Source organism: Bradyrhizobium guangdongense, assembly GCF_004114975.1.
Classification (GTDB): Bacteria; Pseudomonadota; Alphaproteobacteria; order Rhizobiales; family Xanthobacteraceae; genus Bradyrhizobium; species Bradyrhizobium guangdongense.
This window is the reverse complement of sequence record NZ_CP030051.1, coordinates 187,654-205,497: the sequence shown is the minus strand read 5'-3', so window position 1 is coordinate 205,497 and position 17,844 is coordinate 187,654. Positions and strand designations below refer to the sequence as shown.

13 protein-coding genes and 3 pseudogenes are annotated in these 17,844 nt (G+C 64.8%); 6 read left to right on the top strand and 10 right to left on the bottom strand.

Annotated elements, in window-relative coordinates; all coding sequences use genetic code 11:
- The first annotated feature begins 70 nt into the window (after positions 1-70).
- On the top strand, positions 71-2,041 hold the full coding sequence (locus X265_RS00945) for a hybrid sensor histidine kinase/response regulator (protein WP_128963215.1): 1,971 nt from the start codon (positions 71-73) through the stop codon (positions 2,039-2,041).
- Positions 2,042-2,061: 20 nt separating this feature from the next.
- Here the strand turns inward: X265_RS00945 and X265_RS00940 are convergent, their stop codons facing one another.
- The 3 genes and pseudogenes from X265_RS00940 to X265_RS00930 form a co-directional block, all read right to left on the bottom strand.
- A complete protein-coding gene (locus tag X265_RS00940) occupies positions 2,062-4,287 on the bottom strand; it encodes a PAS domain-containing hybrid sensor histidine kinase/response regulator (protein WP_164938359.1) in 2,226 nt (741 codons plus the stop codon).
- Between the two features lie 124 nt (positions 4,288-4,411).
- A complete protein-coding gene (locus X265_RS00935) occupies positions 4,412-4,879 on the bottom strand; it encodes a hypothetical protein (protein ID WP_128963213.1) in 468 nt (155 codons plus the stop codon).
- Between the two features lie 109 nt (positions 4,880-4,988).
- Positions 4,989-6,443, bottom strand: a pseudogene (locus X265_RS00930) (YifB family Mg chelatase-like AAA ATPase); the annotation flags it as partial.
- Positions 6,444-6,497: 54 nt separating this feature from the next.
- On the opposite strand from X265_RS00930, the gene X265_RS00925 reads away from it, so the two are divergent.
- Together X265_RS00925 and X265_RS00920 are read left to right on the top strand one after the other, a co-directional pair.
- A complete protein-coding gene (locus X265_RS00925; RefSeq protein WP_128963212.1) occupies positions 6,498-6,692 on the top strand; it encodes a hypothetical protein in 195 nt (64 codons plus the stop codon).
- A 9-nt stretch (positions 6,693-6,701) separates the two neighbouring features.
- The gene (locus tag X265_RS00920; protein WP_128963211.1) at positions 6,702-7,232 is read left to right on the top strand and encodes a recombinase family protein; all 531 of its coding nucleotides are present in this window, start codon (positions 6,702-6,704) and stop codon (positions 7,230-7,232) included.
- Here X265_RS00920 and istB read toward each other — a convergent pair.
- Complete coding sequence (gene istB / locus X265_RS00915; protein ID WP_128963210.1) at positions 7,159-8,022, bottom strand: IS21-like element helper ATPase IstB; 864 nt, start codon at positions 8,020-8,022, stop codon at positions 7,159-7,161. The genes X265_RS00920 and istB overlap by 74 nt on opposite strands.
- Before the next feature lie 8 nt (positions 8,023-8,030).
- Positions 8,031-9,521, bottom strand: a pseudogene (gene istA / locus X265_RS00910) (IS21 family transposase); the annotation flags it as partial.
- A gap of 781 nt (positions 9,522-10,302) precedes the next feature.
- Between istA and X265_RS00905 the strand changes: the two are divergent.
- Positions 10,303-11,649, top strand: a complete 1,347-nt coding sequence (locus tag X265_RS00905) for an IS5 family transposase (protein ID WP_128963208.1) — start codon at positions 10,303-10,305, stop codon at positions 11,647-11,649.
- Positions 11,650-11,733: 84 nt separating this feature from the next.
- On the opposite strand, the pseudogene X265_RS42195 reads toward X265_RS00905, so the two are convergent.
- Positions 11,734-11,829 (bottom strand): annotated as a pseudogene (locus X265_RS42195) (ATP-binding protein); the annotation flags it as partial.
- A gap of 217 nt (positions 11,830-12,046) precedes the next feature.
- Between X265_RS42195 and X265_RS00900 the strand changes: the two are divergent.
- Together X265_RS00900 and X265_RS00895 are read left to right on the top strand one after the other, a co-directional pair.
- Positions 12,047-12,292: a PilZ domain-containing protein gene (locus tag X265_RS00900; protein WP_011083489.1), complete on the top strand. Its 246-nt coding sequence runs from the start codon at positions 12,047-12,049 to the stop codon at positions 12,290-12,292.
- A gap of 82 nt (positions 12,293-12,374) precedes the next feature.
- Positions 12,375-13,151, top strand: a complete 777-nt coding sequence (locus X265_RS00895) for a tetratricopeptide repeat protein (protein WP_128963207.1) — start codon at positions 12,375-12,377, stop codon at positions 13,149-13,151.
- A 21-nt stretch (positions 13,152-13,172) separates the two neighbouring features.
- Here X265_RS00895 and X265_RS00890 read toward each other — a convergent pair whose 3' ends face one another.
- Genes X265_RS00890 through cpaB form a run of 4 tightly spaced genes read right to left on the bottom strand, consistent with a single transcriptional unit; the run spans position 13,173 to position 17,591 of the window.
- On the bottom strand, positions 13,173-14,462 hold the full coding sequence (locus tag X265_RS00890; RefSeq protein ID WP_128963206.1) for a CpaE/TadZ family protein: 1,290 nt from the start codon (positions 14,460-14,462) through the stop codon (positions 13,173-13,175).
- A complete protein-coding gene (locus tag X265_RS00885) occupies positions 14,459-15,196 on the bottom strand; it encodes a CpaD family pilus assembly protein (RefSeq protein ID WP_128963205.1) in 738 nt (245 codons plus the stop codon). The genes X265_RS00890 and X265_RS00885 overlap by 4 nt, the downstream gene beginning before the upstream one ends.
- 48 nt (positions 15,197-15,244) lie before the next feature.
- The gene (locus X265_RS00880; protein ID WP_128963204.1) at positions 15,245-16,765 is read right to left on the bottom strand and encodes a type II and III secretion system protein family protein; all 1,521 of its coding nucleotides are present in this window, start codon (positions 16,763-16,765) and stop codon (positions 15,245-15,247) included.
- 10 nt (positions 16,766-16,775) lie between these two features.
- Positions 16,776-17,591: a Flp pilus assembly protein CpaB gene (gene cpaB, locus X265_RS00875; protein ID WP_128963203.1), complete on the bottom strand. Its 816-nt coding sequence runs from the start codon at positions 17,589-17,591 to the stop codon at positions 16,776-16,778.
- Positions 17,592-17,844: the final 253 nt, after the last annotated feature.

Below are 17,844 nucleotides of genomic sequence, written 5' to 3'. Positions count from 1 at the left end.
ACCTCGGCAGGAACTTTCGGTCCCTGGAGGCCGTTGAGCGCACTCCATCCGCGCGCAGCCCGAGGATTTCATGAGCCAGACGACGCTCGACCAACTCGGAGATGCGCGCCGTCTCGAGCTGCTGGTCAATGCCATCGTCGACTATGCGATCTTCATGCTCGACACCAACGGCTTCGTACGGAGCTGGAACTCAGGCGCCGAACGCCTCAAGGGGTATGCCGCGAGTGAAATCATCGGCAAGCCATTCTCGGCCTTCTATACCCCGGAAGACCGGGCTGCGGGTCTGCCCCAACGGGCGCTGGCGACCGCGCGCGAGACCGGGCGCTTCAACTCCGAAGGATGGCGCGTCCGCAAGGACGGCAGCCGGTTCTGGGCCCTCGTCGTACTCGATGCCATCAGGGACGAGCACGGCGAGCTGATCGGCTTTGCCAAGGTGACCCGGGACATCACCGAACGACAGCAGGCCCATGTCGAGCTGCTCGAAAGCGAACGCCGCTACCGCCGCTTGATCGAGGCGGTGATCGACTATGCCATTTTCCAGCTCGACCCGGAGGGCAACGTCGCAACCTGGAATCCCGGTGCCCAGCGCATCAAGGGCTATGCTCCGAACGAGATCATCGGGCGCCATTTCAGCCAGTTCTATACGCCGGAAGACCTCGCGATCGGGGTTCCGGAACGCGCCCTGGCCGAGGCCCGCGAGCACGGCCGCTTCGAAGCCGAAGGTTGGCGCGTGCGAAAGGACGGGACACGGTTTTGGGCGTCGGTGATCATCGACCGCATCGTCGACGAGGCTGGCGACATCATCGGCTTTGCCAAGGTCACGCGCGATCTGACCGAGCGCAAGCGCGCGCAGGACGAGCTCAAGCTGGTGCAGGAGCAATTGCTCGCGTCACAGAAGCTCGAGGCCATCGGACAGCTCAGCGGCGGCATCGCTCACGACTTCAATAACCTGCTCATGATCGTGCTCGGCAATATCGAGACCGCGGAGCGCAATGCCCGCCAACTGGCCGGCAGCGCCAACCTGCAGCGCGCTCTTGGCCATGCCAAGCGCGGCGCCCAAAGAGCTGCAGCGCTCACCAGCCGCCTGCTCGCCTTTTCGCGTCGGCAGGCGCTCGATCCGAGGCCGATCAACGTCAACAACTTCCTGAACGGCGTGCAGGACTTCCTGCAGCGAACGCTCGGCGAGCGTGTCGAGGTCCAAACCGTTGGCAGCGCGGGTTTGTGGCAGATCGAAGCTGACACCAATCATCTGGAATCAGCCATCATCAATCTCGCGATCAACGCCCGCGACGCCATGCCCGATGGCGGCAAGCTGACGGTCGAAGCCGTCAACGTCTCAGCGGACGATGATTACAGTCGCGCCAATCCGGAGCTGCCGCCGGGCCAGTACGTCGTCATCTGCGTAACCGACACCGGCAGCGGAATGACGGCCGAAGTGCTCGATCACGCCTTCGAACCCTTCTTCACGACCAAGGAGCCGGGCCAAGGGACCGGGCTCGGCCTCAGCCAGGTCTATGGCTTCGTCAAGCAATCCGGCGGGCACGTGAAGATCTACAGCGAGGTCGGTCACGGCACGAGCATCAAGCTGTACTTCCCGCGCCACCTCGGTGCTGGCCTGGCACCCGCCGCGGAGCCGGACGAAGTGTTGCCCGAAGGCGAGAAGGTGGAGACGATCCTCGTTGTCGAGGATGATGCCGACCTTAGGACCTATGTCTGCGAGGTTCTGCGGGACCTGAATTACCGCATCCTGTCCGCGCCCAGCGCCCAGGGAGCGCTGACCATCCTGCTGCAGGAAGAGCCGAAGGTGGATTTGCTCCTGACCGATGTCGTCATGCCCGGAATCAACGGGCGTGAGCTTGGGCGAAGGGCGCAGCAAATCCGGCCGGGACTGAAGATCCTCTACATGACCGGATATTCAAGGAACGCCGTCGTTCATCAGGGGCGGCTGGATGAAGGTGTGGAGGTTCTCGAAAAGCCGGTCTCGCAGGCGAAACTGGCCCTGCGTGTGCGAGATATCCTGGACCGCCCCGCACCCGAATAAGCGGCGGATTTCGTTGCTGGTCAAACGGCAAGCTGCCGCGAGGGCGCCAGCCCAGCCAGGGCTTCCTCCAGCTTCTCGCGATCGAGCGGCTTGATCAAAAATCCGTTCATGCCTGCCTCGAAACAGGCGTAGCGATCCTCCACCAGCGTGTTCGCGGTGAGTGCCAGAATGGGCGTGCCGGGGAGGCCGCTCGCGGCCTCGTGGGCGCGGACGCGTTTGGTCGCCTCGATGCCGTCGAGCTGCGGCATCTGGATGTCCATCAGGACCAGATCATAGGGCGTGCCGGCCGATGCGGCCGCGAGCCAGGATTCCAGCGCGGCCTCGCCATGAACCGCGATGACGACGCGGTGACCGAGCTTCGTCAGCAGAGACCGCATCAAGAGCGCGTTGATCTCATTGTCTTCGGCGACCAGGATCGAGAGGCCGCTCGCGCGCGTTCTGACCGGCGTCGGTTCGACAGGGTCCGGAGCGAGATCGGGCGAGGGGACTTCCGGCGCCAGCGTAAGGCGCGCGGCCAGGGAGGCTGCGCGGAGCGGCTTCACCAGGAAGCCGGTGAAGGCGGTCGAGAGCTTTTCATGACGCGAGCTCGGCGTCAGCAGCACCAGCCGTTGCGTCGCATGGGCGCGGGCGACTTCGCCGAGGCGATCGCTGATATCGGGACCGAACGCACGATCGAGCAGCACAGCATGCCAGGCGCGCTCAGGCAGCAGCGCTTCGGCGACGGTCGCATCGGCGACCAGGCAGGTCTGGCCGCCCCAGCGCTCCAGCCGGCGCGCGATCAGGGACGCTTCGATGCCGTCGGCCACCAACAGGATCGACTTGCCGGTGAGATCAGGACTCGGGAAGGTCGTCTGCCCGGCGCTGCCTTGCGAGGCCGCGAGCGGAATTGCGACCTCGAAGGTCGAACCTTTGCCGGGCTCGCTCTCCAGCGTGATACGGCCGCCCATGCGCTTGACGATGCGTTCGCTGATGGCGAGGCCAAGGCCGGTGCCGCCATAGGTGCGGGCCACGCGGTCGTCGGCCTGCTCGAATTCACGGAAGATGCGCGACTGTGCTTCGGGCGCGATCCCGATGCCAGTGTCGCGCACAAGAAAGCTGATTTCGTTCGGCCAGATGCCGGGCTCGACGATCAGCGCCACGCCGCCCGATGCGGTGAACTTGATGGCGTTGCCGGCGAGGTTCAGCAGCACCTGGCGCAGCCGCGCGGCGTCACCGGTGACCTCCAGCGGCAATCGCTCGTCGACGTAAGCGGCGATCTCGAGCTTCTTGGCCTGGGCGCGCGGCGCCAGCAGTTCGGTCACCTCTTCGATCAGGGTCGAGAGGGCGAAGGGGCGCTGGTCGAGATCGAGCTTGCCGGCCTCGATCTTGGAATAGTCGAGCAGCTCCTCGATCAGCGCCATCAGCGCTTCGCCTGATGTTTTCACCGCTCTGGCGTAAGTCGTCTGCTCCGGCGTCAGATTGGTGTCGAGCAGAAGCCCGCCCATGCCGATGATGCCGTTGAGCGGTGTGCGGATCTCGTGGGAGGCCATGGCGAGAAAGCGCGACTTGGCCCGATTGGCCGCGTCGGCCTGGTCGCGGGCATCCGACAGCGCGCGTTCGGTCTCGGTGCGGTCGGTGACGTCGCGACCGACGCTTTGCAGTTCGGCGGGCTGGCCGGCATCGAGCCGCACAAGGCCTTCGCGCCAGGCGATCCAGCGCGGGCCTGAAGGCGTCGAGATCCTCTGGTCGTGAATGCGCGTGCCATTGCTCTCGCGCGCGCTGTCGCCCTGCTCCAGCACGTCAAAATCAAAGCGTGTGCCGATCAGCGCGCCGCGCGTCTGTCCGGCCAGACCGCAATAGGCATCGTTGGCGAAGGTGATGCGGCCCTGATGGTCGCGCAGCACGATGAGATCGCCCTGCTGCTCGAACAAGCTGCGGGCGCGCTCTTCGGCTTCCTTCAGCTCCCAATTGCGGTCGATCAGCGCCTCGTTGTGGGCCGCGAGCTTGCGCATCCGCTTGTTGACGAAGCGCAGCCGCATGCTCAACGTCGCAAGGCCGAGGCAGGCGAGCGCGAACAGAAAGCTCGCGCCGATCGCGAATGTGTTGGGATCGTAGCCGGAATTTTCCGAGCGGCTGCCGGTGACGAAGCCATAGGCGCCGCCGAACGTCGCCGAGAAGATCATGAAGGAGCGGATCGCGAAGGCAATTCTGGGGTGCAATCGCCTGAAGCGGCGCATGCGCACCTTGATCCGGAACGTCCGACCCATCGCCACCGACCCCGACTCTTACCCGAAACCTGCCGCCGCCATGCGCGACGATGTCTTGCCGACCTTGCGAACAGCTTGAGGCTTTGGCCCGGCCTCGAAACAGGGTTGACGAGGCGTTAATGCCTTAAAGCGAGGCCGCCTGGAGATGGCGGTGGCCGCCATGGGCGCCGACGATCAGGGCCGCGGCTTCCTTCTGCGAAAATGTCTTCGAGCGGACATAGATGCGGTAATCGGCCGGGCCTTCGCCGGTGAGATAGACCGTCGGACGGTCACGGCCGCCCTGGCTGGAAATCGCGACCAGATGCGTGGAGGGATTGTCCTGGCAGGCGCTCGGCTCGTCGCTGGCGCCGTCGTCGACCACGGCAAAGTCGGCAGCGTCCGCGTCGTCCGTGATCTGCACCCGGACCGTCGCCTGCGCGGGATCGTCGGTGAAGGCGATCTGAATGGGGGCCGTCCAGAACAGGGAGGTGAGTTCGACCGAGGTGTCGCCGATGGCGACACAGGGATGCGAGACCGATCCGATCTCGCCCCGGGCGAACACTGCGGCCGCCAACAGGGGGAGCACTGAGGCCAGGATCTTGAAACGCAACATGACACGCCACTCGCCAAGGCCCCTCGGGAACTGTTCCCAAAACTCGCAGGCCTTATGGTTTGCAGAGCGTAAAGGAAACTCGTTACCGCCGGGTTGACGCGCGGGATGATCACGCCATCTGCCGTACATCCTCTGCGAGTGCGCGGTAGGACAGCGCCTCGGCCAGACGCAGCCGGCCGATCTTCTCGGCGCGGTCGAGATCGGCGAGCGTGCGTGCCACCCGCAGCACGCGATGATAACCACGCGCGGACAACCGCATGGTCTCGGCGGCATCGCGCAGCAGCTTTTGTCCTTGCGTATCAGGCTTGGCGACGTCCTCGAGCACCGCGGCCGGCGCTTCGGCATTGGTGCGGACCTGCGGCATGCCGGCATCTCTGTAGCGCGCGAGCTGGATATCGCGCGCGGCCGCGACGCGTGCAGCAACCTCGGCGGAGCCTTCCGCGGGCGGCGGCAGGATCAGATCGGCTGCGGTGACGGCGGGGACCTCGATGCGCAGATCGATGCGGTCCATCAGCGGTCCGGAGATGCGTGCCTGGTAGTCGCCGGTGCAGCGGTCGACGCGGCCGCGCTTGCAGGCATAGCCGGGCTCGAACGCGTTGCCGCAACGGCAGGGATTCATCGCCGCGATCAGCATGAAGCGCGCAGGGTAGGTGACGCGGTGATTGGCGCGGGAAACCGAGACCTCGCCGTTCTCCAGCGGCTGGCGCAGCGAATCCAGCACGCGCGGATCGAACTCGGGCAACTCGTCGAGGAACAGCACGCCCTGATGCGCCAGCGAGATCTCGCCGGGCTTGGCGCGCGCGCCGCCGCCGGTGAGCGCAGCCATGCTGGCGGAATGATGCGGCGAGCGGAACGGCCGCCGCGACGTCAGCGCGCCACCCTCGATCTCGCCGGCCACGGAGGCGATCATCGAGACCTCGAGCAATTCGCTCGGCGACAGCGGCGGCAGGATGGACGGAAGGGGGGCTGCCAGCATCGATTTGCCGGCGCCCGGTGCGCCGATCATCAAGAGATGATGGCCGCCGGCGGCCGCGATCTCCAGCGCGCGCTTGGCGCTCTCCTGGCCCTTGATGTCGCGCAGGTCGAGCGGCGAGCTCGCGGCTTCATGCACCTTCGGCACGGGCCGCGACAGCACCTGCGTGCCCTTGAAATGATTGGCGATCTGAATCAGCGAATGCGCCGCGATGATCTGGATATCAGGGCTCGCCCACGCCGCTTCAGAGCCGCAGGCGGCAGGACAGATCAAGCCCTCCTCGCGCACATTGGCGCCGATCGCAGCAGGAAGCACACCCGCGACGGGCGCGATCGATCCGTCGAGACCAAGCTCGCCGAGCACGGTGAAACCGGTCAGCGCATCCGGCGGGATCGCGCCGATCGCCGCCATCAGTCCGAGCGCGATCGGCAGGTCGTAATGGCTGCCTTCCTTCGGGACATCGGCGGGCGCCAGGTTGACGGTGATCCGCCGCGCCGGCAGCGCCAGTCCTGAAGCAATCAGCGCCGAACGGACCCGCTCACGCGCCTCCGACACCGCCTTGTCGGGAAGCCCGACGATGGCCATTGCAGGGTGTGAATGCCAACGCTATAGGGCGGCGGCGCACAGCATCACACGGAGACTGCAATGGATTTCGGGAACTTGGCCACCATCTGGGCGCTGCGGGCCACCGTCAAACTCGCTTGGGGCATAGCACGCACAGCACGGGCCTTGGGAGGCCTTGGGGAGCGTCTGGAGGCGGCTGTGGACGCTCAGGCCTACCGGAGCGGCGTAGACATTGCCGACGTGCTGGAGCCGCTGATTGCGGCGGCCAGAGGCTGAGGCAGGCCCATGGATGCCCCTGTGCGCACCGAGGCCCTGATCAAGGCCTACTCCTACGTTCGCTTCTCGACACCATCACAAGCCGCTGGCGCCAGCCTCCAGCGACAGACCGAGAAGGCCGCCAAGTATGCACTTGAGCACGGGCTTACGCTCGACACTGAGCTGAACATGACGGACCTCGGTGTCTCTGCCTACCGGGGAAAGAACGCGCACACAGGGGCACTCGGTGGGTTCCTAAAGGCCGTCGATGCGGGATACGTCCAGCGTGGGAGCTACCTGCTGATTGAGAACATGGATCGGCTCTCACGCGCCGACATCCTCACGGCGCAAGGGCTGTTCCTCCAGTTGGTCGGCAGTGGCATCAACCTTGTGACGCTCACTAACGGTGAAGCTTACTCGGCCGAGCGCCTCCAGCGGGAGCCCGAGGCTATCCTGTTGGTCGTGCTGGAGCTGATCAGGGCGAATGTCAATCGGCCTGCAAATTTGACCCCTCATCGGCGTCCAATTTTGACCCCTTCGTGCGGCGGGTTTTGCTGGTAGCGCTCGTCTCGTCGGAGCTGGCCGGGATAGCGGAGGCGAGACGAGCGCGGGTGGCGTGATCGTCGTCTCGACTCTTGAACCGCCAGCTATCGTTGCCGGTCTCGACGATGTCGCAGTGATGGGTCAATCGGTCGAGCAGCGCGGTGGTCATTTTGGCGTCGCCGAACACGCTCGGCCATTCGCCGAAGGCGAGATTGGTGGTCACGATGACGGAGGCGCGCTCATAGAGCCGGCTGACGAGGTGGAAGAGAAGCTGGCCACCGGACTGCGCGAAGGGCAAATAGCCGAGTTCATCCAGCACGATGAAGTCCATCCGGGTCAGATGCTCGGCGAGCCGTCCTTGCCGTCCGTTGCGGGTCTCGGTCTCGAGGCGATTGACGAGGTCGACTACGTTGAAGAAGCGGCCGCGGGCACCGGATCGGATGCAGCTTCTGGCGATGGCGATGGCCAGGTGGGTTTTGCCTGTGCCAGTGCCGCCAACCAGCACGACGTTGCGTTGTTGGGCGATGAAGCCGCCGCCAGCGACATCATTGACGAGAGTCTGATTGATCGGCGTGCCGTCGAACTGGAAGTCGGCGATGTCCTTGGCGAGCGGCAGCTTGGCAATGGTGAGCTGGTATTTGATCGACCTGGCTTGCTTCTCGTTGATCTCGGCGTTGAGCAGGTCGCCGACAATGCGCTGAGGTTCGTGCTGGCGCTTGACGGCAGTCGCCATGATCTCGTCGAAGGCAGCCTTCATGCCGTAGAGCTTGAGTTCGCCCATGAGGTCGAAGATTTGGGTTCGTTCCATCAGATGGTCCTCCGGAGGTTGTCGTAGCGAGCACAATCGGCGATCGGTGCATGACGGAGCGTCAGTGCGGCCGGCGTCATGATGTTGGCCGGTGGGGCGGGTTCGCGTTGACGGGCCAGGATATTGAGCACGACATCGGCGGAATGGACGCTGTGACTGAGCGCTTCGGCACAGGCCGCTTCCACCGCGGGCAGACCGTCAGTCAGCACCGCGTTGAGGATGTCGACCATCTGCCGATTGCCATCGTCGGTGCTGGCAAGCTTGCGCCGGATCCGCTCGATCGCGGCCGGCAGCACCCAGTCTTTGAAGGGAGCACCATTACGCAAGGCGCCGGGTTTGCGGGCGAGCACCGGCACATAATGCCAGGGGTCGTAGACGGTATCGCCGCGGCCAAAGGATCGCGGGTGCTCGGCAACGATGCGTCCATCCTGACGGATCACGATGCGATCGGCATAGGCTTGAACCTCGACGGGGCGTCCGACTGCGCTGGCTGCGACCGAGTACTTGTTGTTGTCGAAGCGCACCAGGCAGGTCTTCGAGACCGATGCCGTCACCGCATGGAAGCCGTCGAAGCGGCCGGCATAGGGAACGAGATTGGGGCGTTCGGCTTCGAACACGTCCCAGATCGTCTGATCGACCAGCTCCGGATGGCGATGAGCCTTGGCGTAGGCGATGCATTTGTCGAGCAGCCAGGCGTTTAACTCGTCGAGGTTTTTGAACCGCAGCCGCGGCGTGAAGAAGCGTTCTCGCACCAGCCCGACCTGGTTCTCGACCTGCCCCTTCTCCCAGCCCGACGCTGGCGTGCAGGCGACCGGATCGACCAGATAGTGACTGCACATCTGCAGGAAGCGGCGATTGTAGAGACGCCCTTTACCGACGAAGATCGTCTCCACGGCGGTCTTCATGTTGTCATAGATGCCGCGGGTGCAGGTGCCTTTGAACAGGGCGAACGCCCGGTCGTGGGCGTCGAACACCATCTCCTGCGTCTCCCGCGGATAGGCCCGCACGAACAGCATGCGGCTGTGACAGAGCCGGACATGGGCGGCCTTCACCATCACCGTGGTGCCGCTCAGCAAGACCACCTCGTGGCTCCAGTCGAACTGGTAGGCTTCGCCTGGGGCAAAGCTCAGCGGGACATAAGCGGCCGCGGTCGATTGCCCGCGTTCTTTGCTCCACCGCCTGGCGTAACGCCGCACCGCATCGTAACCGCCGTCATAGCCGCGGCCGCGCAGCTCTTCGAAGATCCGGATCAACGTCAGCTGTTCGCGAGCCGATTTAGCCGCGTTCGCCGCCAGCAATCCATCAAGCTCTGCTGCCCATCGTCCCAGCTTTGGCCGCGGCTGCACCTGCCGCTCGTACTCGAAGGAGGTCTCTCCCGACCTCAGCACCTTCCGAACCGTGTTCCGCGATACCTTCAGGTCACGGGCGATCTCCTTGATCGTCTTGCCCTTGATGAAGTGCTCGCGCCGGATCCGGGCAATCGTCTCCACGATCAGCATCCCCCACCACCTGCTTCGTTCCAAAGCAGGCAACGCAACAGACCAATCTGTAGGGGGTCAATTTTGGACGCCGATCCCCCGGCTTAGGGGGTCAATATTGCAGGCCGAACGACAGAGGGACTTCCCGTTGGCGACCTTATCAGCCACCCCGAGGCCCGCGAGGAGAGCCCGGAGCTTGCGGGTAAAAACGTCGGCGCGGACGGCTTTGTTGTCTCCGTCCAGACCGTGCACGGTGAGCGTCGTTTGACCGTCGAGAGCCATTGCTAACCTAAGTCGGAAGAAAACATCGGTACGTGATCAGACCCTATCACCTAACGATTTACAAATCCGCACGACGCCCTTCCGCGACGCCGGATCGCACAGGGCTGGGAGCGTTGCGGGAAGCTCGGCGGCGGCCGCCCCCTTTAAGCCGAGCAGTTTGAAACCGGAAGGCCCGGGCAATCAGGTAAGGGGCCCGGTAGAAGAAAGGGGACCCGTTGATTTGGATCAAGGCTCCGTGCCGAACGGGTTGCAGCATCCGACTATGAACCGGCCCCCTGAAGTGCCTCAGTCCAAGCCCAAACCCAAGCCTTCGCGCGTCGAGGAGGCACGGCGGATCATTGAGGAGGACATAGTCGTCCGTGAGGAGCGGCTAAGCGATTGAGGTAGAATCGCATTTATCGTTGTGGGCTGTTTTGGGATTGCAGGGATTTGATGCTTCGGGCCTCGGAACCTTGCGATTTCATTTTCAGGATTCCGTCGAATCGCCAGTCATGATTCCGTCGTCGCATCGGAGGTGGCGATGCGACCGAAGAAGCAAAGGACGACGGGATCTGGCGATCTGTTCCGGGCCAGACTGGACCAGATCATCAACATGAAGCACGAGCTGGTTCAGCTCGCCGGCAAGGTCGATTGGGACTGGGTCGACGGCGAGATCGCGCCGCTCTACAGCGAGAACGGCCGGCCGGGGATCGCGACCCGCTTCATGATCGGGCTGCTGCTGCTCAAGCACATTTACGGCCTGTCCGATGAGGGGGTGTGCGAGCGCTGGGTCCACGACCCGTATTTCCAGTACTTCACCGGCGAAGAGTTCTTTCAGCACGCCTTCCCGCACGAGCGCTCGGACCTGAGCCACTGGCGCAAGCGGCTCGGCGACAAGCTGGAGCTGCTCTTGGCCGAGAGCCTGCGGGTGGCGCACGAGGCCGGCGCGTTGCGCAGTCAGGACCTCAAGCGGGTCACGGTCGATACCACCGTGCAGCCGAAGGCCATCACCTTCCCGACCGATGCCAAGCTCTTGCACGCCGCGATCAAGGGGCTCAACCGTCTGGCGAGGAAGCACGGGGTCAGGCTGCGGCAGTCCTATCTTCGCATTGCCAAGACCGCGGCCATGATGGCGGGGCGCTACGCCCATGCCAAGCAATTCAAGCGGCATCAGCGGCAGTTGCGCATCCTGCGCAGCCGGCTGGGCCGGATCATCCGCGATATCCGCCGCAAGATCGAAGGTCAGACCGTGCTCGAGAACGCCTTCGTCCTCCCGCTCAGCCGGGCCTCCCAGATCCGCTCGCAGCAGCAGCGCCAGCGCGGCTGGAAGCTTTATTCCTTCCACGCTCCGGAGGTCGAGTGCATCGGCAAGGGCAAAGCAGCCGCCCCTTACGAGTTCGGGGTCAAAGCCTCCATCGTCACCAACAACCGCCGGGCTCCCGGCGGCCTGTTCGTGCTGCACGCCAGGGCGCTACCGGATAACCCGTACGACGGTCACACCTTGCGGGATGTCATCGACCGCACCGAGACACTCACCGGCTGTGCGATCGAGCGGGCCTATGTCGACAAGGGATACCGCGGCCATGACGCGCAGAACCCGCGCCGTGTCTTCATCTCCGGCCAGAAGCGCGGCGTCTTCGGGGTCATCAAGCGCGAGCTGCGCCGCCGCTCCGCCATCGAACCCATCATCGGACACCTGAAGGCCGATGGTCACCTCGGCCGCTGCTACCTCAAAGGCCGCGCCGGCGATGCGGCCAACGTCATCCTCTCCGCCGTCGGCCATAACTTCCGGCGCATCCTCGCATGGCTGAGAGCTCTCTGGTGCCTCTTCCTGGCCACCCTCATCGCCGCCAGCAGCGACGGCTCACCGCTCAAATCGGCTTCTTAACGGACGACGACATAGAGGAACTGCAGGAACTCATACGAAAACTGCGGGGCAGACTGAATTGAGTTGTCATTGACAACTGGCATTTGCGAAGGCCGGCAGGCCGGGCGCGACCTGCACCTGCACATCGACCGCACGGGCCTCGATCCCCTCAAAGGCGACTGTCGAAACCCGCTGAACCATGCTGCCCTCTTGCACAATCAAGGGTAGCAGGAAGCGGCGGGTCTGGCAAGAACAATACGGGAACGAAATCGCAGCCGCCGCGAGCCCTAAGCGATCGTAAACGCGCTCCGGACATTACGCCTCGAATGCGAGCGGCAACGCTCAGCACATTCCAACGAATGTCCGCTACTCCTAAGGCTGCGGGATGGGCCGTGATCTAACGGGTGAAGAAGTCAAAATGCTTGCAAATCGCCGCAGAAGCGAACGACGGGTGTGCAGCCGGCTGGCCAAGATTCATTTCGGCGCGGGCTCGCTGCCGCGAGACTGCACCATCACGGATATCTCGGACGGGGGCGTCAAGGTCGTGGCGGAATTCCTGGAGGTGCCGCCGCAATTCACCATCATCTTCGCGCCGGACTATTCGCGTCAGTGCCGCCTGCGCTGGCGCATCGGTTGCGAATTCGGTGCGGAATTCACCGACTGAGCCGAACCGGCCGGTTTCTTAACGGGACTTTAGCGTTAATCGGCAAAGCATCTCTGATCAGTCCGCCGGCGGTGATCAGAGTATGTCCAAGCGTTCGTTCCTTGCCTCTTCCCCGGCGAGATTCCTGCTCCCCGCGCTCGCGGTGCTTGCCCTCGGTGGCTGCCAGACCACGAGCCTGGAGGACGTCACCGGCGCGCTCGGCGGCAAGTCGGAACCGGCGGCGACGGCCGACGGCGGGCGCGAAATCGACGGCTTGCGCGAGCGCTACCGCGCCAAGCCAAACGATCCCAAAATCGCTCTCGATTACGGCAAGGCGCTGCGCGAGAGCGGCCAGCGCGCCCAGGCCGTCGCGGTGATGGAGCAGGCCGTGCTCGGCCATCCCAGCAACAAGGCGCTGCTCGCCGGCTACGGCCGCGCGCTCGCCGACAACGGCAATTTCCAGCAGGCTTTCGACGTGCTGAGCCGGGCCCATACGCCCGAAGATCCCGACTGGCGCATTCTGTCGGCACAGGGTGCGGTGCTCGATCAGCTCGGTCGCAACGAGGAAGCGCAGCAATATTATGCGGCCGCGCTGAAGATCGTGCCGGACGAGCCCAGCGTGCTGTCGAATCTGGGCCTGTCCTATGTGCTGCAAAACAATCTGCCGAAGGCCGAACAGGTGCTCGGCCGCGCCTATCAGCGCAATCAGAACAATGCGCGGATCCGCGCCAATCTCGCGCTGGTGCTGGGATTGGAGGGCCGCGAGAGCGAGGCCGAAATCCTCGTGAAGGCCGATCTGCCGCCGGACCAGGCCGCAGCCAAGATCACGGCGCTGCGCCAGCTGCTGGCCAAGAAGCAGCAGCAGCGGGCGGACAAGTAATCCGCTCTTTTTTAAGTGCGTCTATGACGCCTTGCGATGCGGCGCCGATCCGCGTCCGGTTCTTGCCTTCAGCTTCTTAAGCAGCGGCCCCAGCAGCGAGCGCTTCGGCTTGCGCACCTCGCCGCGGCCGGCGAGGCGATTGGCCATGGTCTGGAACAGCTCGGTGGTGCGATGGCTCTTGGAGACCTCCGCGATCATCTGGCCGTTATTGGCTGCGGTCGAGAACAGCTTCGAATCGAACGGAATCACTGCAAGCGGCTGGACTTCCATCGTCTTGGCGAAGGACTTGACGTCGATCTCGGCCCGCTTGGGCATGCCGATCTGGTTGATGCAGTAGAGCGGCGGCCGGTCGTTCGGCCGTGCCGTCTTGAGCACTGACAGCATGTTCTTGGTGTTGCGCAGATTGGCGAGGTCCGGCTCGGCCACGATGACGATGTCGTCGGCATTGACCAGCGCGCGCTTGGTCCAGGCCGACCATTGATGCGGCACGTCGAGCACGATGCAGGGCGTGGTCATGCGCAGCGTATCGAAGATCGCATCGAATGCTTCCGCACCGAAATCATAGACGCGATCGAGCGTGGCGGGCGCGGCCAGCAGGCTGAGATGCTCGCTGCATTTGGCGAGCAGGCGCTCCATCAGGGCCGTGTCCGGCCGATCCGGCGACAGCACCGCATTGGCGATACCCTGCGCCGGATCCTGGTTGTAGTCGAGACCGGCGGTGCCGAAGGCGAGGTCGAGATCGATCACGACGGAATCGAGCGCGAGGTCGCGCGCAATGGTCCAGGCGACGTTGTGCGCGACGGTGGACGCGCCGACGCCGCCCTTGGCGCCGACCACCGCGATGATGCGGCCGGTGATGATGGCTTCCGACGCCGAGAACAGGCTGCAGATCGAGCGTACCACGTCGATGGTTTCGACCGGCCCGACCACGTAGTCGTTGACGCCGCGGCGCACCAGCTCGCGATAGGGCGCCGTGTCGTTCGGATTGCCGATCACCACCACGCGCGTGCCGGGATCGCAGACGCCGGCGAGATCGTCGAGGCCTTCGAGAATATCCCGGGTGCCGTCGGATTCGATCACGATGACGTTCGGCGTCGGCATCGTTTCATAGACTTCGATTGCAGCGGCGAGGCCGCCGCTCTTCGCGGTGAGATGTGCCTTGGCGAGACGGCGATCCTCGCCGGCCGCAGTCACCGCTTTGAGCGTTTGCTCGGTCTCGCAAAAGGCCTGCACCGAGATGCGGGGAACCGGCGCAATGTGTTCCTCGGGGTGCTGCGGATCGTCCGCTTCGTCGTCGTGGATCTCAGTCATCTGCCTATTTCGCTGAGTTTGGCCTTGTCAGCCTCGGAATAAGTGGTCGTGGTCGTCATGCCCTTGCGGTAGCGGTCGAAGGCAATGTCGCGCCGTGCGGTATAGGCCGGCGTCTCGGCGCGCGGCTGCTCGAGATCGGCGGGGTTGTCGATCATGGCCGCAAGGTTGCGCTGGCTGGCACAGCCGAGATTGAAGTAGGGCCGGTTCTCGTTGTAGCCAGGGTCGAGGATCGACGGCCCCACGTCTTCGGGCCACAGCCCGCAGGGGCCGGCGACCGCGGTGATCTTGGAATAGCTGAGGCGGATGGTCGGCAGCAGGCCGGGATCTTCCGGGCGATAGGGATGCTGGACGATGGCGCGCGACGGCACGCCGCCGCCGCCGAGCACGGCGCGGATCTCGTGATAGGTCGCTGCCGCGGCGCGCGCATTCGCGGTGTCGATGGGCACGTCGACGACGACGGAGCCGGTGCCTTCCCGCACCCAGTCCCGGGCAATGCCCATCACGTCGGCGTGCTGTGCGTCCGAGAGCCCGCCGCGCGCCTTGCCGACGAAGATCACGATCGAACGCTTGCCTTCCTGCACCGCGATCGGGTGGCGCATGCGGTAGTCGGTCGGCACCGTCTGGGTGGTGACGACGTCACCGGTGGTGTTGCAGGCTCCCAGCATGACGGAGAGCCCCGTCAGCGCGAGCGCGATGCGCAAATTGCGGCGTCGATCGGCGGATGTCTTCGTCATCGCCTGGTCCCCTCTTCCCGTGTCCTGCCCGGTCCCCAAACGTTCGTGTCAGTCGATGATGAAGCCGAAATCCCCGCTGGCGCCGTCGATCGGATCAATGCGGCGCGCTGCGATGCCATAGAGGCGGTTCATGCGGCCGAGCAGCGCCGATTGCGCATCCGAGGACGGCGCGAAGCCGTCGTCGGGCCGCGACAATTCCTTCTGGGCGACCGCGCGCACTACGTAGGGCGTCACGATCACCATCAGCTCGGTCTCGTTGTTGACGAAGTCCTGGCTGCGGAACAGCGCACCGAGGATCGGCACCTGGTCGAGGCCGGGCAGGCCGTTGATCGCCTGCTTGGTCTGCTGCTGGATCAGGCCGGCCATCGCCATCGAGCCGCCCGACGGGATTTCCAGCGTGGTCTCGGCGCGGCGGGTCTGGAGCGAGGGGATCGTGATCGAGTTGTTCGAGTTCGCGGACACCGCCTGCGTCAAGGTGATCGAATTCGTATTCGACAGCTCCGAGACCTCGGTCATCACGCGCAGGCTGATGCGGCCCTCGCTAAGCACGACCGGGGTGAAGTTCAGGGAAATGCCGAACTTCTTGTAGGTGACCTGGGTGGTACAAACGTGCGTGACCGGATCGCAGGCGTAGCCGCCGGGAATCGGGAATTCGCCGCCGGCGACGAACGTCGCGGATTCACCCGAGATCGCCGTCAGGCTCGGCTCGGCCAGCGTCCGCATCACGCCCGCGCTTTCCATCGCGCGCATCGTGGCGTTGACGGTGGCGACGCCCTTGGCGAGGCCGGTGACGCCGAGGCCGTTGTTGCTGACGATCGGGCCGCCCGAGACCGAGAACGGATTGGAGTTGTTGAAATTCACGACCGCGGTGCCGGCGTTGAGGCTGGCACTGAGATCGACGCCGAGCTGCTTGACGATGTCGCGACGGACTTCACCGACGACGACCTTGAGCATCACTTGGTCGCGGCCGCGCACGACGATGTTGTTGACGACCTTGTCCGCGCCGCCGACCAGCTTTGCGGCGACGTCGCCCGCCTGCTGGGCCTCGACCGGGCTCGACACCGATCCGGTCAGCATGACACTGTCGCCCACGCCCTCGATCTGCACGCCGGGCATCGACTGCCGCAGCGCCGCGCGCATGCCGTTGAGATCGCGCTTCACGGCGATGTCGTAGGCGGCGACCTGCTGGCCGTCGGCGGTGAAGAACACCACGTTGGTCTGGCCGACCTGGGCGCCGATGATATAGGCGCGCTGCGACGAACGGATCACCGCGTTCGCGATCTTGGGATCGGCCACCAGCACATCCTTGACCTCGCGCGGCAGGTCGATGACGACCGACTTGCCGACGCCGAGCGACAGGAAGCGTGTCCTGGCGGGTGCGATGGTCGCGACCGTCGACACGCCGAGATCCGGCGCCTGCATCGGCGCCTGGTCTCCGACCGGCGCATCCGCGGCGCGAACGAGATCGGGGGCTGCGATCAGCCCCAGCATCAGCATCACCCCCGCCCAGAACGAGCCGGCGCGCTTCCCCCGAATGCGCAGGCCCGTCCGATATCCCCCGTCCTTCATGCTGTCCCCATCACTTCTGTGACGTCAGTTGTCTTGCCGATACGCCGTAGCGGATCACGTTCACGCCGGTCTGATGCTGCTTGAGCGCGAGGTCCTCGGCCGAATTGTCGGCTGCGTTGGCGTCGGCGATGCTGCGAAGCGCGAGCGTCAGCGTGCCGCCCTGACGCGAGGCCGAGAGCGTCGCGACCTGGTCGGGCCGGAGCTCGAGCGTGACGGTCTTGCCGATCACGGCGTTCTGGCCATCCTTTTCCTTCGGCGCCTGGTCGATCGCGAGCACCCGGACGTTGGTCAGGACGACCTCCGAGACGACCAGGTCGTTGCCGGCGGTCGGGCCGTTGGTATCGGGATTCTTCAGGCGCCGTGTCAGCACGATGTCGACGCGGTCATTCGGCAGGATGAAGCCGCCGGCTCCGGTCTCGGCTGAAATCTCGGTGGATACGGCCCGCATGCCTGACGGCAGGATCGCGGCCATGAAGCCGGACCCGTCGGCCTTCACCAGCTTCTGGTCGCGGATCGGCTCGCCCTGCATCAAGGGCACGCGCGCGATCGAGCCGGCGATCTGGGTCTGCGCGTCGGGCCTGGAGTCGCGGCGGATGAAGGCGCTGCTGGCGGTCGCTTGCGGCCAGGTCTGCCATTGCAGATCCTCCGCCTTCACGGCCTGGCCGAGCTGGATGTCGGATTTGGCGACGAGCACCTCGACCGTCGGCAGCTTCTCGGCCACCGGAGCAACGGGCGCGAGCTGTTTGTCGTAGCTGCTCGCCAGATACGCAGCGACGCCGCCGGCGCCCAGTGCGATGACGAGAACGACAATGCGTGCGGTGTTCATACGCTCTACTCATACGCGGGGCACTCGGACCGCACGTGGCGGGTTCCCCCGCATCGATGAGTAGGGAGTAAAAGTATAAGGGATGTTGCGAGACCGAGTGTGATGTCGCGTGACGGCCCGCGTTTTAGGCAGATGGTGAACGGCGCGTTATTCGCTCGGCCAGTGGCCCCGTAGTTTCACGCAGGGCGCTATGGTGAACGTGTGGTTAGTGAAAGGCCGGGGGCACTTGTATCGATGCCCGTAGCCCGGATGG

What these genes read in the sequence shown, in the direction of transcription:
- X265_RS00900 (WP_011083489.1), top strand. Translation starts at nt 12,047, where the DNA reads ATGCTTGCAAATCGCCGCAGAAGCGAACGACGGGTGTGCAGCCGGCTG.
- X265_RS00885 (WP_128963205.1), bottom strand. Translation starts at nt 15,196, where the DNA reads ATGACGAAGACATCCGCCGATCGACGCCGCAATTTGCGCATCGCGCTC.
- X265_RS00945 (WP_128963215.1), top strand. Translation starts at nt 71, where the DNA reads ATGAGCCAGACGACGCTCGACCAACTCGGAGATGCGCGCCGTCTCGAG.
- X265_RS00895 (WP_128963207.1), top strand. Translation starts at nt 12,375, where the DNA reads ATGTCCAAGCGTTCGTTCCTTGCCTCTTCCCCGGCGAGATTCCTGCTC.
- X265_RS00920 (WP_128963211.1), top strand. Translation starts at nt 6,702, where the DNA reads ATGGATGCCCCTGTGCGCACCGAGGCCCTGATCAAGGCCTACTCCTAC.
- X265_RS00890 (WP_128963206.1), bottom strand. Translation starts at nt 14,462, where the DNA reads ATGACTGAGATCCACGACGACGAAGCGGACGATCCGCAGCACCCCGAG.
- X265_RS00880 (WP_128963204.1), bottom strand. Translation starts at nt 16,765, where the DNA reads ATGAAGGACGGGGGATATCGGACGGGCCTGCGCATTCGGGGGAAGCGC.
- X265_RS00940 (WP_164938359.1), bottom strand. Translation starts at nt 4,287, where the DNA reads ATGGGTCGGACGTTCCGGATCAAGGTGCGCATGCGCCGCTTCAGGCGA.
- istB (WP_128963210.1), bottom strand. Translation starts at nt 8,022, where the DNA reads ATGGAACGAACCCAAATCTTCGACCTCATGGGCGAACTCAAGCTCTAC.
- X265_RS00925 (WP_128963212.1), top strand. Translation starts at nt 6,498, where the DNA reads ATGGATTTCGGGAACTTGGCCACCATCTGGGCGCTGCGGGCCACCGTC.
- X265_RS00935 (WP_128963213.1), bottom strand. Translation starts at nt 4,879, where the DNA reads ATGTTGCGTTTCAAGATCCTGGCCTCAGTGCTCCCCCTGTTGGCGGCC.
- X265_RS00905 (WP_128963208.1), top strand. Translation starts at nt 10,303, where the DNA reads ATGCGACCGAAGAAGCAAAGGACGACGGGATCTGGCGATCTGTTCCGG.
- cpaB (WP_128963203.1), bottom strand. Translation starts at nt 17,591, where the DNA reads ATGAACACCGCACGCATTGTCGTTCTCGTCATCGCACTGGGCGCCGGC.